11 protein-coding genes and 1 pseudogene are annotated in these 16693 nt (G+C 70.5%); 6 read left to right on the top strand and 6 right to left on the bottom strand.

From position 1 onward, the window contains the following. Nucleotides 1-22: 22 nt before the first annotated feature. From CRP49_RS41050 to CRP49_RS41025, 6 genes and pseudogenes are all read left to right on the top strand, one after another. Entirely contained in the window at nucleotides 23-280 is a 258-nt protein-coding gene (locus CRP49_RS41050) for a phosphopantetheine-binding protein (protein WP_094219039.1), read from the top strand. After that, nucleotides 267-4523, top strand: coding sequence for a non-ribosomal peptide synthetase (locus CRP49_RS41045; protein ID WP_097258454.1), 4257 nt, complete (start codon nucleotides 267-269; stop codon nucleotides 4521-4523). Before CRP49_RS41050 ends, CRP49_RS41045 begins: the two co-directional genes overlap by 14 nt. An 83-nt stretch (nucleotides 4524-4606) precedes the next feature. After that, nucleotides 4607-5647 carry an ABC transporter substrate-binding protein gene (locus tag CRP49_RS41040; RefSeq protein ID WP_097258453.1) on the top strand — a complete coding sequence of 347 codons (1041 nt, stop codon included), beginning with the start codon at nucleotides 4607-4609 and terminating at the stop codon, nucleotides 5645-5647. A 65-nt stretch (nucleotides 5648-5712) separates the two neighbouring features. Continuing rightward, on the top strand, nucleotides 5713-6675 hold the full coding sequence (locus CRP49_RS41035; RefSeq protein WP_097258452.1) for an iron ABC transporter permease: 963 nt from the start codon (nucleotides 5713-5715) through the stop codon (nucleotides 6673-6675). Nucleotides 6676-6678: 3 nt separating this feature from the next. Then, nucleotides 6679-7536, top strand: coding sequence for an ABC transporter ATP-binding protein (locus CRP49_RS41030; protein ID WP_097258451.1), 858 nt, complete (start codon nucleotides 6679-6681; stop codon nucleotides 7534-7536). 168 nt (nucleotides 7537-7704) lie between these two features. Continuing rightward, nucleotides 7705-8308, top strand: a pseudogene (locus CRP49_RS41025) (substrate-binding domain-containing protein); the annotation flags it as partial. 71 nt (nucleotides 8309-8379) lie between these two features. On the opposite strand, the gene CRP49_RS41020 reads toward CRP49_RS41025, so the two are convergent. From CRP49_RS41020 to CRP49_RS40995, 6 genes are all read right to left on the bottom strand, one after another. After that, entirely contained in the window at nucleotides 8380-10137 is a 1758-nt protein-coding gene (locus tag CRP49_RS41020; RefSeq protein ID WP_097258450.1) for a cellulase family glycosylhydrolase, read from the bottom strand. Between the two features lie 155 nt (nucleotides 10138-10292). Continuing rightward, nucleotides 10293-11804: a glycoside hydrolase family 43 protein gene (locus CRP49_RS41015; RefSeq protein WP_097258449.1), complete on the bottom strand. Its 1512-nt coding sequence runs from the start codon at nucleotides 11802-11804 to the stop codon at nucleotides 10293-10295. A gap of 41 nt (nucleotides 11805-11845) precedes the next feature. Beyond that, the gene (locus CRP49_RS48655) at nucleotides 11846-12238 is read right to left on the bottom strand and encodes a hypothetical protein (RefSeq protein WP_257033803.1); all 393 of its coding nucleotides are present in this window, start codon (nucleotides 12236-12238) and stop codon (nucleotides 11846-11848) included. Between the two features lie 438 nt (nucleotides 12239-12676). Then, a complete protein-coding gene (locus tag CRP49_RS41005; protein WP_097258448.1) occupies nucleotides 12677-14662 on the bottom strand; it encodes a beta-galactosidase in 1986 nt (661 codons plus the stop codon). A gap of 214 nt (nucleotides 14663-14876) precedes the next feature. Then, on the bottom strand, nucleotides 14877-15149 hold the full coding sequence (locus CRP49_RS47355; RefSeq protein ID WP_179852010.1) for a hypothetical protein: 273 nt from the start codon (nucleotides 15147-15149) through the stop codon (nucleotides 14877-14879). 163 nt (nucleotides 15150-15312) lie between these two features. After that, nucleotides 15313-16278: an expansin EXLX1 family cellulose-binding protein gene (locus tag CRP49_RS40995; RefSeq protein ID WP_097258447.1), complete on the bottom strand. Its 966-nt coding sequence runs from the start codon at nucleotides 16276-16278 to the stop codon at nucleotides 15313-15315. Between the last annotated feature and the right edge of the window lie 415 nt (nucleotides 16279-16693).

Here is a 16693-nt window from a genome sequence, read left to right as displayed (position 1 = left end):
AGACCGTCGTAGAGAGAACCCCATGCCTGAATCCCTGACCCTGGAGAACTTCCGCGCCGACCTCGCGGAGTTCCTGTACCTGCGGCCCGACGAAGTCGACCTGGACGAGAGCCCGCTGGACGCGGGACTGGACTCCCTGCGCATCGTCACCCTGCTCGAACGGTGGCAGGCCGCGGGCGCGGACGTCAGCTTCGTGGACCTCGCCGAGCGCACCTCCTTCGCCCAGTGGTGGCAGCTGCTGACCGAGCGACAGGGAGGTGCGGCACGTGCCGACACCTGAGCCCCCACCCCGTCACCCACTACTGGCCGCCCAGGAAGCCATCTGGACCGGTCAACAGCTCGACCCGGACAGCCCCGCCTACAACACGGCCGAGTACGTGCGCATCGACGGACCCGTCGACGCGGCCGTCTTCGACACCGCGCTCCACCACGTGGTCGCCGAGACCGAAGCCCTCAACGTCACGTACGTCGTGGATGGTGAAGGCCGTCCCTGGGAGGCTGAGACCCCGGCGGACGGCTGGCAGTTGCACACCGCCGACCTCACCACCGAACCGGACCCGCACGCAGCCGCGCTCGCCTGGATGGCCGCGGACATGGCTCACCCGGTGGACCTCACCCGCGGCCCCGTGTTCGGCCACGCCCTGCTGAAGACGGGCAGCGACCGGTACCTCTGGTACCACCGCGTCCACCACATCGCCCTCGACGGATTCGGCCTCTCCCTGGTGGCCCGCCGGGTGGCCCAGGTCTACACGGCCCTCGTGGTGGGCGAACCCGTACCCGACAGCGGTTTCGGCACATTGGAGTCGGTACGCGCCGAGGAGGGCACCTACCAGGAGTCCGCCCGCCACGCCAAGGACCGGGCCTACTGGACCGACCGATACGCCGACCGCACCCCGGTGGCCAGCCCGGCCGGCCGCTCGGCGCCGGCCGCGCGCACCTTTCACCGCCGCGTCACGGACCTCGACGCCGCCCAGGCCGACGCCCTGCGCACGGTCGCCCGTGAGCTGTCGGTGACCTGGTCCGAGGTGCTGCTCGCGGCGACCGCGGCGCACCTGCACCGGGTCACCGGAGCATCCGAGATCGTCCTGAGCCTGCCGGCCATGGGCCGTCTCGGCTCCGTCTCGCTTCGGGTACCGGCGATGGTGCGCAACATCCTGCCGCTGCGGGTCGCCGTCTCCGCCGACGACAGCCTCCGCGACCTCGCGGCCCGCGTCTCCCGCGAACTCCGCGCCGGTCTCCCGCACCAGCGGTATCGCTACGAACAGCTCCGCCGTGACCTGAAGCTGGTGGGGGGACAGCGCCGGCTTTCCGGGCCCGGCGTCAACATCATGCCGTTCGAGTACAACCTGCGTTTCGCCGGGCACAGCAGCACCGTCCACAACGTCTCGGCCGGTCCCGTGGACGACCTGGCGGTCAACGTGTACGACCGCTCCGACGGCACCGGCCTGCGGATCGCGGTGGACGCCAACCCCGACTTGTACACGGAAGCGGAAGTCACCGCCTTCCAGGAGGGGTTGCTCGCACTGCTCGCCGAGGCGGCGGCCACCCCTGACCGGCCCTTGCGTCCGGCTTCCGTACCGGTCCTGGACGGCGGGCCGCTGCCCGCCCCAGCCCGCCCGGTGCTGAGCCTCATCGCCGATCACGCGGCCCACCGGGGCGGAGCGGTCGCGGTGGAGCATGCCGGGGAGATCGTGACCTACGCCCAACTCTTCGGCAGCGCACGCGACATGGCCCGCAGCTTGGCCGCCCGGGGCATCGGCCGGGGCGATCTGGTGGCCGTGGCGCTGCCCCGTGGCATCGACGCCGTCACCGCCATCCTCGGCGTGCTGCTGTCGGGCGCGGCCTACTGCCCCCTCGACCCGACCGCCCCCGCCGACCGGACGGCCCAGCTGCTGACCACGGCCACGCCCGCCCTGATGGTCACGACCGACGCCGACGCGAGCGCGTACACGGGTACGCCCGTACTCACAGTCGACCAGCCGGACTCGCCCCTGGGCCCCACCCCACCGCAGCCGTCACCCCAGGACCCCGCCTACGTCATCCACACCTCCGGCTCCACCGGCCGCCCCAAGGGCGTCGAGATCAGCCACAGTGCCCTGGGGCACTTCGTGGCAGGTGCCACCCATCGCTACGGGCTGCGCCATGAGGACCGGGTCCTGCAGTTCGCGCCCCTGCACTTCGACGCCAGCGTGGAGGAACTGTTCCTCACTCTGTGCGTGGGGGCCACCCTCGTCATCCGCACCGACGAGATGACGGAGTCGGTCCCGCGGTTCCTGGACGACTGCGCGCGCCTGAACGTCAGTGTGCTGGATCTGCCCACCGCCTACTGGCACGAACTGGCCTACGCGCTCTCGACAGGCACGAGCGTCCTGCCCGACGGAGTGCGGGCCGTCGTCATCGGCGGCGAGGCGGCGCTCCCCGAACGCGTCGAACGCTGGCGCAAGGCCGTCGGCACGTCGGTCGAACTGTTCAACACGTACGGCCCGACCGAGGCAACCGTGGTCGCCACCGTCGCCGACCTGCACGACCCCGCACTCGCCCCCGGCGACGTTCCGATCGGACTTCCGCTGCCCGGTACCCGAGCCGCCGTCGTCGGCGGGGAGCTGTACCTCCTGGGCGACAACCTGGCCCTCGGCTACCGAGCGGCCGGCGCTTCCGACGACGCCCGGTTCACCCCCCTCGCCGCACTTCCCGGAGGCCCCCGCTCCTACCGCACGGGCGACCTGGTGGACATCGGCGAGGACGGGCAACTGCGGTTCCTGGGCCGCGCGGACGAAGAGTTCAAGATCAGCGGCCATCGAGTGCATCCCGCCGAGGTCGAGAGTGCCCTGCTGAGCCATCCTCGGATCCGCGAGGCGGCGGTCGTCGGACAGACCCTTCCGGACGGCACCCGGCGCCTCGCGGCCCATCTGGTCGCGGACTCTCCGGCTCCGTCCGCCTCCGAGGTCCGGGACCACCTGCGGGCGCAGCTGCCCGCGGCGATGATCCCCTCCGCCGTCGCACTCCACGACCGCCTGCCCCGAACGGGATCCGGCAAGATCGACCGACCCGCGCTGAGCGCGCCCGCCGAGATACGGGCTCCCGCCGTCGGCAGCCCGCTGGAGCAGACGATCACCAGCATCTGGCAACAGATCCTGGGCGCCGAAGACGTCACCGCTGCCGACGACGTCTTCGACCTGGGCGCCCAGTCCCTCCAGGCCATCCAGGCGGCCAACCGCCTCGGTGTCGAACTGGGCCGCGAGATACGGGTCGCCTGGCTCTTCCAGTACCCCACCGCCGCGGAACTCGCCCACTTCCTCGACGACCGCACGCCCGCCGCCACAGGTCTCCCGGCGACCCTGCTCACCGACACGGCCCTCGACCCGAGCATCCGACCCGGTGCCGGCCGCCGCCCGGACGTGCCCAGGCGCATCCTGCTGACCGGCGCCACCGGCTTCGTGGGGGTGCACCTACTGGTGGAACTCCTGGCCACCACGGAGGCCGAGATCGTCTGCACGATCCGCGCGCGCACCGCCGGCGAGGCCATGGACCGCGTCCATCAGGCCCTGGAGCAGCACGGTCTCTCGCTCCCGGAAGCGGCGAAGCAGCGCATCACCGCCGTCCGCGCCGACCTCGCCCGCCCCGGCCTCGGTCTGGCACCGGACACGAAAGGCGAACTGGCCGAGACCTGCGACGCGATCCTCCACAACGCGGCGACGGTGAGCATCATGCGGGAGTACGGCACCCTGCGTGCCGTCAACACCGAGTCCACCCGGCACCTGCTGGGCCTGGCCGCCGCACGCGCCATTCCGCTCCACTACGTCTCCACCCTGTCCGTGGCTCCGCCCGCGAGCCACAGCGCGGAGGTGCCGGAGGCGTTCCTGCCACCGCACGCCGGTCTGCGGTACGGCTACCAGCAGTCGAAGTGGGCCTCGGAACGGCTCCTCGAACAGGCCGCTGAGCGTGGCCTGCCCGTCACCGTGCACCGCCTGGGTCGAGTGGTCGGACCTGCCGGCACCGGCTATGTCAACGCGCGTGACTTCCTGTGGAGCGTGCTGCGGGCGGGTATCCCGGCAGGAATCGTCCCGGAGTTGTTCGAGGACGAGATCTGGACTCCGGTGGATTACGTCGCCAGGTCCGTGGTGCATCTCAGCCTCAACGGCGCCGGTCCGGTCTTCAACCACGCGGCCGTATCGAGAGTGCGGCTGAGCGACCTCTACGACTGGGTCGAGGAGTACGGCTATCCCGTTCGACGAATGCCGCTGGCCCAGTGGCGCGACGAGTTGCCCCGCGCGGCCGATGTCGCCGCGACCACGCTCGCCTTCTTCGACTCGACGAGCGAGACAAGCGGGAGCGACGCCCCCGACCTGCGGCTCGGGCACGTCCATGCCGACCACGTCCGCAAGGGGCTGCGAGGCAGCGGCATCACCCGCCCGTCGATCGGCCGGGACCTGGTGTTCCGGTACCTCGACCGGTGTGTGGCCACCGGGGAGCTGCCCGCACCGGCCGGAAGGGAACCCCATCCGGCGCCTCCAGCCAAGTAGTCGGACTTTCCCGGGAACTCGCGGCGACGGCGCCACGACTACTGCGACGGAACACCACCGCGCCCTGCAAGCAAGGAGTCAGCATGTCCATCAAACGGCCGGTCGCCACAGCCCTGGCCGCGGCCCTCTGTCTGGTCACGGCGGCATGCGCCGACTCCTCGACTAACGAGAAGGCGAGCGGCAAGCAGACCGAGGCCGCCGCCTCGAAGACCGGATACCCGGTGACCATCGAGAACTGCGGCCAGACCGAGACCTTCAAGAAGGCCCCCAGCCGAGTGGTCGTCATGAACGGCGCCTCGGTCGCAGAGGTTTCGACCCTCCTCGCCCTCGGCCTCGGCGACAAGATCGTCGCCAACGAGCAGTCCTACGGCATGAGCGAGGTGCCGGGGCGGGCCAAGACGATCAAGGCCCTGCCCACTGGGAACATCAAACTCAACGACGCCTACGACATCCCCCGTGAGGCGATGCTCGGCCTGCGCCCGGACCTGGTGCTGTCCACCACGTCGTACGGCTTCGACGAGAAGAACGGCTTCGCCACCCGCGACCAGTTGAAGCAGGTGGCAGCCAACACCTATGTCTCCCCGCAGGGCTGCAAGCAGGACACCTCGAAGATGACGGTCGCCGACAGCTACACGCTGCTGCGCGACATGGGGAAGATCTTCAATGTCTCCGACCGTGCGGAGAAACTGATCGCCGCCTCCGAGAAACACATCGGCGAGGTCTCCACCAAGGTCAAGGGCAAGAAGGCGCCCAAGGTGATGGTCCTCTTCTCCAACATGTCCATGGGCGGCAACGACTTCAGCTCCGTCGTCGCCCAGGGCATCTACAACGACATCCTCGCCAAGGCCGGCGGCTCCAACGCCTTCGCGTCGGCCTCCAAGACCTCCTTCGCCGACCTGAGCAAGGAGAAGGTGGCCGCCACCGATGTCGACGCGCTCGTCGTCATCGGTTACAACGACCCCAACCCGGCGGCCTACGCCAAGAAACTGCTGAAGGAGTTCCCCCAGTGGCCGGCCGCGAAGCAGAACAAGTACGTGGTGCTGTCCGACTCGATGTACCTCGGCCCGAGCAACGACCTGGCCGTGGAGAAGATCGCGAAGATGCTGCACCCGGACGCCTTCTGAGCCGCCCGACCCGACTGAGGGTCACCCTGGCCTTCACCCTGCTGCCCGGCGCGCTGATCGCCACCATGATCGTGGCGATCAGCATCGGCGCGGTCACCATCCCGCTCGGCGACGTGTGGGGCATCGTCTGGCACCACGTCACGGGGCAGGGCGCCTCCGGTGACCTCGCGACCGACCAGATCGTCTGGAACTTCCGCACTCCCCGGGTGGTTCTGGCGGCCCTGGTCGGCGCGGGCCTGGCCGTCTCGGGCGCGGTGCTGCAGACCGTGGTGTCCAACCCGCTCGCCGACCCCATCGTCCTCGGCTTCTCCTACGGCGCCACGCTCGGCGCGGTGCTGGTCATCACCCTGGGCGGAGGCGTGGCACTCGCCGGGCTCGGCGTCTCGGCGGCCGCCTTCCTCGGCGCGGTGGCAGCTGGCACGCTGGTCTTCGCCCTCGGACAGAAGCGCGGCCGGATGGCCCCCACCCGGCTGGTCCTGGCCGGGGTCGCGGTGGGCTACGTCTTCCTCTCGGCCACGAGCTACGTCCAGTTGCAGGCCACGCCGACCGAGCTGCGGACGGTGATGTTCTGGATGCTGGGCAGCGTGGCCGGCGCCCAATGGGACCAACTGCCCACCGTGACGGTGGTGGTGCTGGCCGGCACCGCCCTCCTCACGCTCTTCGGCCGGCGGCTCAACGTCCTGCTGGCCGGAGACGACTCCGCCACCGCCCTCGGCGTCGACGTCAACCGCCTGCGCGCGGTGCTCCTGGTGCTCAGCGCGCTGCTGACCGGAACCGTCATCGCCGTCGCCGGGAGCATCGGCTTCGTCGGCCTCATGATCCCGCACCTGGTCCGCCTCACCCTGGGCGCCGACCACCGCCGGCTCCTGCCCCTGACCGCCCTCCTCGGCGCCCAGTACCTGGTCCTCGTCGACCTGCTCTCCCGCACCCTCAACCGCCCCAACGAACTTCCGCTGGGGATCCTCACCGCTCTGCTGGGCGCTCCCTTCTTCCTGTGGCTGCTGCGCCGCAACAAGGGCCTGGACTGAACCATGAAACTCACCGTCGACCAGCTCCACATCACCCTGGACCGCAGTCCGATCCTCCGCGATGTGAGCCTGGAGGCCCGCAAGGGCGACATCGTCGGCCTCGTCGGCCCCAACGGCAGCGGCAAATCCACCCTGCTGCGCGCCGTCTACCGCTCACTGCGCCCAGCGGACGGCGTGGTCCGGGTCGGCGACGACGACGTCTGGGCCCTGTCCGCCCGCACTGCGGCCCGCCGCACCGCCGCCGTCCTTCAGGACGCCACCGGGAACACCACCGGCCTGACCGTCACCGAGATCGTCGCGCTCGGCCGCGCACCCCACCACGGCCTGCTGGGACGCGACGGCGCCGAGGACCACCGGGCCGTGGCCGGCGCCATCGACCGCTGCGGTGTACGACCCTACGCGGACCGGGACTATGCCTCCCTGTCCGGCGGCGAGCGCCAACGCGTGCTGTTGGCACGGGCGTTGGCGCAGGACCCGCAACTGCTCGTGCTCGACGAGCTGACCAACCACCTGGACATCCGTGCCCGGTTCGAGCTGCTGGACCTGATCCGGGCCACTGGTGTCACCACGCTGGCGGTCCTGCACGACCTCGACCTGGCCGCCCGCCTCTGCGACCACCTGGTCGTCCTGCACGAGGGAGCGGTGGTGACAGCGGGACCGGTCCTGGACGTGCTGTCCCCGCAGCTCCTGGCCGACGTCTTCGGCGTACGCGCGCACGCCGAACAGCATGCCGACGGCGTCGTCCGCATCACCTACGCGGCTCAGCCACTCGCCGGCGACAGTGGAGAGGAGGGTGGTGACGAGACGCGCGACAACGACGGAGCGGAGGAGGACCGGGCCGTGAAGACCGGGAAGCACTGATACTCGGTCAGACGCCCTTGTCAGCAGGTGTCTCGTACTGAATCCCGGCACGCGTCGCTTCGCTCGCCTCCACACCGCCGAACCGAGACGGAGGGGGACCTCGAGGGCGAGGGATGAGGCCGTGCCTATTGCGAAGAGTGCCTTTCTCGCTGCGGGCGAGGAGTCCGGGTCGACGACACGGTCGGTCGACGGCCCCAGTGTGTCCTGTCGGTGGCGCAGCTCTCCGAGGCGGAGCGCGAACAGCTGACGGCCAAGGGCATCCCGTTCGTCGTCTTCGACCCGATCGACGAACTGCCCGACCACGTGCCGTTCGTGGGAGCCACGAACTGGAGAGGCGGGCAGGCGGCGACCCGGCATCTGGTCGGACTGGGACACCGGCGCATCGCCATGATCAGCGGGCCGGATCACCCCTTCTGCCTCGCCCGGCTGTTCGGCTACTCGTCCGCTCTCGCGGCGGCTGTCCCGCCCCGATCGCCCCACCGCCGTGTTCACCGCCAACGACATGCAGGCGCTCGGTGTCTACCAGGCCGCGCGCGAGGTCGGGTTGCGCATCCCGCACGATCTCAGCGTGGGAGGTTTCGACGACGTACCGGCCGTGGCCTGGATGGATCCGCCCTTGACCACGGTCCATCAGCCGCCGGCCGAGATGGCGACGGCCGCCACCGAACTGGCCCTGGCGCTCGGCCGCGGCGAGGAAGTGCCGCAGCGGGGACTGGAGATCGCGACCACCCTCACCGTCCGCGAGAGCACGGCACCGCCCAAGGAGGAGTGACGCGACCGCGCGCGAAAAGGGCAGTGCCCCTGGTTGCCGGGAGGGGCAACCAGGGCGAGGGGGCCGGTCGTTCAGGATGTCGTGCCGGTGACCGAGCCTCCGGACTTGGTGACGTGGTAGGTGACGGTGGCGCCGCTGTGGAAGTGGAAGGTCAGCGTCACCGGTTCGCCGTCGCGCAGCGCGTTCAGGAAGTCGGGAGTCAGAATGATCTTGCCGCCCGGGTAGTCCGGTGAGAAGGCCGCGTTGAACTCCTGGTACGGAGTCCAGCCGGCCTGACCGGCGTTGCTGCCGTCGGCGTACCTGGCCTCCATGGTCGCCAGTACGTCACCCTGGTACTGGGTGGGAAGGGTGAACGAGCCGGTCGTACCCGTGGCGTTCGACAGCACCGGAGTGTCGAACGTGGTCACGTCGATCGTCCAGGGCAGCCCGCGGGAGAACCGGACCTGGAGCGTCGCGTTGACCCCGTACCGGCGATCGCCGGTCAGCCGGGTCAGTGCGCGCGCCGTGAGGGTGAGCTGGTTGTCGGTGACGGTGTAGTCCAGTCCCGGAGTAAGCGGGGTGCTGCCCTGCCACAGGCCGCGGAACTGGGTGCCGTTGGGGTTCAGAGTGAGCGTCTTGGCCGTGATCGGGCTGGACTTCGGCACGAAGACCTTGTCGAAGGAGGCGGTTCCCGAGCGGGTGGTCCAGCTCGACTTGATCCAGGCGAACAGGGCGGGGTCGGTCCACTTCAGGGTCTCGCGGTTCAGGTAGGCGAACGTTCCGGGGTCCCACAGGGCGGTGGTGACACCGGCGACGCGCGCCGCGTAGTTGAGGTGCTCGAAGTACTTCAGCGCCTCACCGCGCTCCACGCGGTCGGGATGGTTGTGGTCCGGCCAGGCGAGCAGACCGTACTCGCCGAGGTAGACCGGGATGTTCTTGGCGACGAACGTGTCGTGCATGCGGGCGAAGGCCTCGTTCAGGTCCTTCTGGGCGTTGTCGTCGTACCGGGTGCCGCCCGCGATGTTCACGCTGAACGGGTACCAGCTGTAGTAGTGCACGGTGGCGACCAGGTTGCTGTCATGCAGTGCGCTGATCGTGGCGGACAGGTCGTCCATGAGGGGCTGGGAGGGGGTGCAGCCCTGCGTGGGCAGCACGAGCAGGCGGCTTGTGTTCCCGCCGCCCGAGGAGCGGACGATCTTGTGGAAGGAGGTGTTCAGCTCGTTCATGAGCTGGGTCTTCCGCGCGTCCGTGGCATTGTCGAAGGACGGCTCGTTGACGCTCTCGAAGAGCAGGGTGCGCGGCTCGTCGCGGAACGTCGAGGAGATCTGCGTCCAGCTGGCGTTGAAGCGGGCGAGTACGTTGTCGTGGTCGGTGGGCATCTTCGAGATCCACTGCCACGAGTCGTGGTGGACGTTGAGCACGACGTACAGGCCGTCGGCCTGCGCCCAGTCGACCACCTGCTTGACGCGGCTCATGAAGGTGGCGTCGATGGTGTAGGGGGCGGTGGCGGACTGGTGGTCGGTCCAGGACACCGGGATGCGGACGCTGCGGAAGCCCTGCGCGCGGATGGTGTCGAACAGGTCCTTGGTGACCTTCGGGTTGCCCCAGGACGTCTCGTCCGGGATCGCGTCCAGGGTGTTGCCCAGATTCCAGCTGGGCTGCATCTCGGCGACGGCGTCCATGGCCCGGGCCGGAACCTTGACCGTCGACGGTGCCGGTTTCGCCGTGCCGTCGGGCGCCGCGATCGAGGTGCCGGTGCCGGCGGACAGTCCCAGGATGACGAGCAGCGCCATCAGCAGGCCGGCCAGGCGTCCGGGGCCGCGGCGCCCGGGTAGACGTATGTCCTTCATGTTCCTTCCCTTCGTTCGGTCGTGCGTCTCGGTCGTGTCCTTCGGTCGGTCGTACGGTTGATCCGATCCGTGGTCGGGCAGCGATCAGCCGTCACTGCCCCACACGCCGGCTGGTACGGGTCGACTGGGTGATGTGCGCCGTGACGTCCTCGGGTTCAGCCGTCGAGGGGCTCGTAGTCGAACCAGTCGAAGTGGACGGCGCCTGCCGTGGCGTACATGCCGATGACCCGGCCGGTGAAGCCGCCGGCCACCTCTGTCGACAGGTAGCGACCGTCGAGGGTCGCGAGCTCGGTGAACGTTCCGTCCGGGGCTTCGATGCCCAGAGAGACGACGTCGGGTCCGGTGCAGGGCCCGTGCGGTGACGGCGGGTCAGTGATGGTGACGGCAAGGACCACAGGCCCGGCGGGCACGGACGTGGCGGCCACGACTGTGCGCAGGGAGCCGACGCGCGCGATCACCCGCACCTCCGTGCCGCACGCCTCGACCGCGTAGTGGTGCCGCTCGTCCAGCCGGACGGCGAGGCCGCCGCGCCCCTGCCCCGGGTCGACCAGGGTGCGTGCCCGGCAGGTGAGGTGCTGCTGGCGGCGGCCGGTGAACACCACGTCGGGCTCGTCCAGGGAGTCGCCCCGCGCGCGGAGAGTCAGCCAACCGGGACGCTCCTTGGTGGTGCAGAGTTCGGCGGGGCGGTCCCGCACGGAGATCCAGGTCGGCCCGAGTTCGCTGAGCTCGAAGTCGTCGCGCCGTTCCTCGGCGAGGGCGGGGGAGATCGGCCAGGGGAGCGCGGACAGGTCCAAGGCGACCTCGCCGACGACCGGCCAGCCGTCCTCCCAGGTCACGGGAGCCAGGAAGGTCTCCCGGCCGAGCACGTGCCAGCCGGGCGTGCCGCCGCGCGGCCGTACCCCGAGCAGGACCATCCACCACGAGCCGTCGGGGCCCTGGACCAGGTCCGCGTGGCCGGTGTTCTGCACGGGGTGGTCGGTGCCGCGGTGGGTGAGGATCGGGTTGGCCGGGCACGGCTCGAACGGGCCGGTCGGCGTACGGCCGCGGGCGATCGACACGCCGTGGCCGCGCTCGGTGCCGCCCTCGGCGATGAGCAGGTACCAGTAGTCGCCGATCCGGTACAGGTGCGGCGCCTCCGGAGCTTTGGCGCCGGGACCGCCGGACCAGAGCTTGTGGGGTGTGCCGTGCGTCTGTCCGGCGGACGGGTCGATACGGACCTGCGACACCCCTGCGACGGTGCACCAGCACGTGCCGTCCTCGTCCCAGGCCAGGTCGGGATCGATACCGGGCACGCCCGGTGCCCAGATGGGATCCGACCACGGTCCGGCGGGGTCGGTGGCCGTGACGATCAGGTTGCCGCCGCCCTCGCTGCAGTTGGTGACGATCAGCCAGAAGCGTCCGTCGTGGTGGCGCAGCGTGGGGGCGTAGATGCCGCCCGAGGACGCCATGGAGGTGGGCAGACGCAACTGCTCCGGCCGGTCCAGGACGTTGCCGATCTGCTGCCAGTGCACCAGGTCACGGCTGTGGAAGAGGGGTACGCCGGGGAAGTACTCGAAGCTGGAGCAGGCGAGGTAGTAGTCGTCGCCGACCCGACAGATGCTGGGGTCGGGGTGGAAGCCGGGGAGCACGGGGTTGGTGGCGCGGGCGGGCGGGTTCTGAGCGGGCACCCTTGATCGTCCTTTCGTCGGGTGGGCGGCAGGGTCGGCGCTCAGGGAGCGTCCGGTTCCGTGCGGGTGATGCGGAGCAGCGCCGCCGAGGGCGCGGTGGGCAGGGTCACGGTGAGGTCGGTGGTGTCGGAATTCCAGGCGGCAACGGCCTGACGTGCGGCGGGGTACAGCACCTCGACACCGGCTGCGCCCCCCGCCCGGTCAGCCAGCCGCAGGGTGGTGGTGGCCTCACCGCCCGGGCGGCGCCAGACGGTGAGGTACGTGGTGGCGGGGGTGTGCAGGGCGAGAGCGATCCAGGGGTCGTCCCAGCCGGGCAGCCCGAGTGGCCAGGACGGCACGGCCCGGGGCAGGTCGGCGCGGACGGCCTTGTACACGGCGACCGCCTCATGGACCAGGGCGCGGGCCTCCGGTCCGGGTCCGGCGTGGTGAGGCACCCCATTGCGAACGAGCTGACCGACTCCAGGTGGAGCGTGTCCTGCCCTTCGTTGCGCAGGGTCACCTCGCTGCGGAGCACGGGTATGCCGTCCGGCGACCGGTAGGTCACCTCTGCGACCAGACCGGTGTCCGGGTCGTCAAGTACGACGGTCAGGGTGTGCCAGTCACCGTCGCGGGCCGCACGGTGGGTCCGGTGGCCCAGCCGCCCGCCGATCGCCGTCTGGACCAGGCGGCTGCCCGACCAGTCGCGCCCGTGACCCGTCGCCGTCACCTCCACCAGAGGCAGGGACCCACGGGGGCCGTTGCCCGCCTCTCCGGGCAGTCCGAGGTGCGTCAGGCGGGCACTGCCGTCGTCGCCGAGGACGAACTCGAGGTGCAGTGCCTCGTGACCCCAGCGGAAGCACCGCTCTTCCTTTTCCATGGTGGCCTTTTCCAGGTCAGTGGCCGCGCAGCACCGCGCAACCGCCGGGCGGCAGTTCGTGGACCGTTGTGCCGGTGAGCAGGTCGTGGGCGGGATCCGGCAGGGGCACGGCGTCCTCGGTGTGGTTGATCAGGACGTGCCAGCGGCGGCCGTCGGCTGCGTGCCGGGTGACGGCTTCGACACCGGCCGGCAGGTCCGCCGGCTCCGGCTCGACGCCGGCTTCCTTCAGGAGCCGTCCGAGCAGGGCGCCGTAGTCGGCCTCGTCCAGGCGGGTGGAGAGATACCAGCCCCGTCCGGTGCCGAAGCGGTGCCGGGTGAGTGCCGGGCTGTCCGCGAGCATGCCGTGGCTGTAGGCGGCGAGCGTTTCGGCGCCTTCGGCGCGCAGGGACTCGCTCCAGACGGTGCCGTGCGAGCCGTCGGACAGGGTGATCCGCTCGTCCGTCCGCAGCGGCCGGTGCTCCTCGACGCGGATGCCCAGCGCCTCGCGCAGCGGTGCGGCCGGGTAGCCGCCGAGACGGGCGTGCAGGCGGTCGTCGACGTAGCCGGTGGCATGCTGGACGAGGAGCGTTCCCCCGCCCTCGACGTAACGGCGCAGGTTCTCCGCACCCTTGTCGGACAGCAGGAACAGGGAGGGGGCGATGACCAGCCGGTAGCGGCTCAGATCGTGCTCCGGGTGGGCGAAGTCCGCCGTGACGCCCGCGTCCCACAGCGCGCGGTGCGCCCCGGCGAGCGGTGCGTGGTAGTCGAGGCGGGAGGAGGGCAGGCCGTCCACCTCCAGTGCCCACATGGCGTCCGGGTCGTCGAGCACGGCCACCTGCGCGGTGACCGTCGATCCCGCCAGCTCGCCGAGCCGGGCGACTGCCTCGCCGGTCTGCGTGACCTCGCGGAAGATGCGGCTGTCGGGTCCCGCGTGCGGAAGCATCGCCGAGTGCCAGGTCTCGGCGCCGGCCCGGGACTGGCGCCACTGGAAGAACAGGGCGCCCTCCGAACCGCGCGCGATGTGGCCGAGGCTGTGGCGCAGAACATCACCCGGCTCCTTGCCGATCACCTGATCGCCGTCGTAGACCGTGCTGGTGCCCTGCTCCATCAGCAGCCACGGGCGGCCGCCGGCCAGGGAGCGGGAGCGGTCGGCGTAGTAGGCCACATGTGCGGCGCCGTCGAGGCCGTTCGCGTGCGGGTACTGGTCGGAGCTGACGACGTCGAGTTCGCGGGCGAACGCCCACACGTTCAACCGCAGGTCGTAGGGCAGCATCAGGTTCGTCGTCACCGGGCGGTCGCTGTGCTCGCGGATCGCGTCGCGCTGCTCGCAGTAGGCAGCGATGATCTCGTCGGCCCAGAAGCGGTGGAAGTCCACTGTCTGGCCGGGGTTCTTGTGATACTGCGTCGCGCGCGGGGGCAGGACCTGCTCCCAAGAGGTGTAGCGCTGGCTCCAGAAGGCTGTGCCCCACGCGTCGTTGAGGGCGTCCAGCGAGCCGTGCCGGGCGCGCAGCCACACTCGGAACGCGGCCGCCGCCTGGTCGCACCAGCAGAGCGTGCCGTACTCGTTGTGCACGTGCCACAGCGCGAGGGCGGGGTGGTCGCCGTACCGTTCGGCCAGGGCGGAGGCGATCCGGCGGGCCGCGCTGCGGTAGGCGGGTGCGGCGAGGCAGTAGGTGTCGCGGCTGCCGTGGACGAGGCGGGTGCCGTCGGCCTGGACCGCCAGTGCGTCTGGGTGGGCGAGGGTGAACCAGGGCGGCGGGGAGGCCGTCGGGGTGGCGAGGTCGACGGCCACGCCGTTCGCGTGGAGGCGTTCGATGTGGGCGTCCAGCCAGGTGAAGTCGTAGCGTCCCTCCTCCGGTTCGAGCAGGGCCCAGGAGAAGACGCCCATCGTGGCCAGGTTGACCCTGGCCCGGCGCATGAGTTCGTCGTCCTCCTTCCAGACCGGCTCGTCCCACTGCTCGGGGTTGTAGTCCCCGCCGAAGGCGAGGCCACCCAGGCGGTCGGTGATACTGCGTGCCGTCATGAGGCTTCCTTGGGTACGGAGAGTCGAGTGATTCTCTGACGAGACGTCAGGGCGGGTTGGGGCACACCCGGTTCATCCGCCGACCGCTCGCAGCGGCACCACCGGCAGTTGTCGAAGCGCTTCACCTCGCAGGCGAAGGTAACGGAGAAGTTTCGTGCGAAACAAGAGCACCTACGCCAAAAAACTTTCCTTCCCCTGGCTCCTTGGCGGCTTCTCAGGGGGAATGACGCTGTCGATGCGCTTCGACACTCCGTCTTCGTAGCCAAGAGTCGGCTTCACGTCCGACATCTGCTCCTCGGCCTTCTGCCGCGAGGGTTGGCTCCGTGGTATGCGCCTCGAAGGAGGCCACGCACTGGTTGCCGAGGCGGGTGGCGACTTCGAGGGAACGCTCATCGGCCGTCAGGGTCACCACCAGGACCGGCTGGTCGGGCAGCTCGTCGGCGGCGGCGCGCAGCAGAGCCGTGGCGGCCTCGAATGCCAGTCCCACGCCCCAACTGGCTGCGAGAGGTCGGTCGGACGCGGCGGATCCGGGCGTTCTCGCCGTATCCGGTACTGCCACGGGTCGGAGCGGCTCCTGACGAACAGCCGACTGAATCGGCAGTCGCCGCCCCGACGTCCGGTGAAAGGAGATGCGCGCCCGGGCGGCGCGATCAGTGCCGGGCGAACTGGACCCGGGTCGGTTGCACGACGTTCGGCCGCAGGGCGATCCCGCTGACGGTCAGCTGTTCCCCGTAGATGTCCGTGATTCTGATCGTGCTGCCGCACCCACTGCCGTCGGCCGATATGAAGTAGTTGTAAGAGGTGCGGGGCAACTGCCGCCAGCCGCTCCCGGTGTGGACCTCCAGCCTCGCCACCGGATTGCGATGGCCGATCGCCTGGATGCCGCACCAGTAGGGGTTGGACCCGGTCTTGTACCTGATGGACACCGTCTGGGACGTGCTCGGGCTGACCAGGCTCCAGGTGATCGGTATCCGGCCGACCTTGAGGTCGGCGAGTTTGGCGAAGGCCTGTTGGCTGAGGTCGAGTTGCCCGGGTGCGCAGGGCAGGGGGCACTCGTTGGTGATCCGTACCGTGATGGAGGCGCCGTTCGCCGCGCGGACGCGGACGTACGCGCCGCACGCCCTGGACGTCTCGTAGTCGGTGGTGTTCATCGCCGCGATCATCATGTCGTCGCTCGGGCCGAACCCACAGGCGCCGTCTCCGTCGCCGGCTTCGTAGGCGGTGGCGACCCCTGTGTAGGTGGTCCCGGGCTGTATCCGCCCTGCCGACGGTGCCGTGGTCGACTTCGTTCGCGCGGCCCGCGGGGTGGACGCGGCCGACGGTCGTTTCGACCGGGTGTTCGCGGAAGCCTTCGGCGTCGGCGAGCCCGTCGCGGTCGGCGTGCCCGTCGCGGTCGGGGTGCCTGTGGGACTCGGGGTGCCTGTCGTGGGCGTGGCCCTCGCCGGGGTGCCGGCGGCGGGTGTGACCGCGGCCGACGCCCCATCGGTCTCGTGGTCGGGGAGCAACGCCATGACCAGGGCAGCGACGACCCCCGCGGCGGCCAGCGCCACCGTGGTGCCCACCATCAGCCTGTGTCTGCGCCTGCGCTGCCGCGCGGCCTGCCTTGCTGTCTTCATGCCTGTCCGTTCGGATGGTCGAGTCGACGGTGCACTGTTCAGTAGCCGCAGGAAGCGCAAAGGTTGCCGACGTTTTTTCGGCTTGTCGACGAGGAGCGGTCGCCGTGCCCCGCCCGGCGCAGGATGCCACGCTCACGCCCCGTCCGGGGGCGGGCGCCGGGCACCCGGGCCTGGCCCGTCGGCCTCGACCTCGCGGACGCGATCGACGCCTCCGAGAATGGTAGACACCGTCGGCACCCTGCGAGAGGAGGCGTACGGACAGCAGGCGTCGGAGGCCGTCGACCTCCACCTTCACGGGCGGGACGCCGTGAGCGGGGCTCGTCGAGACGGCGCGCCTCCTGGATCGCGCGGTCCTCCGGCCGGCGGACGAGGGAGGGCGCACGTGGATCTCGTACGCGACCGAAGGCGGAGGACT

Source organism: Streptomyces sp. Ag109_G2-15 (genome assembly GCF_900215565.1).
Lineage (GTDB): Bacteria > Actinomycetota > Actinomycetes > Streptomycetales > Streptomycetaceae > Streptomyces > Streptomyces diastatochromogenes.
The sequence above is the reverse complement of the archived record's forward strand: the minus strand, read 5'-3'. Positions and strand labels throughout refer to the sequence as shown.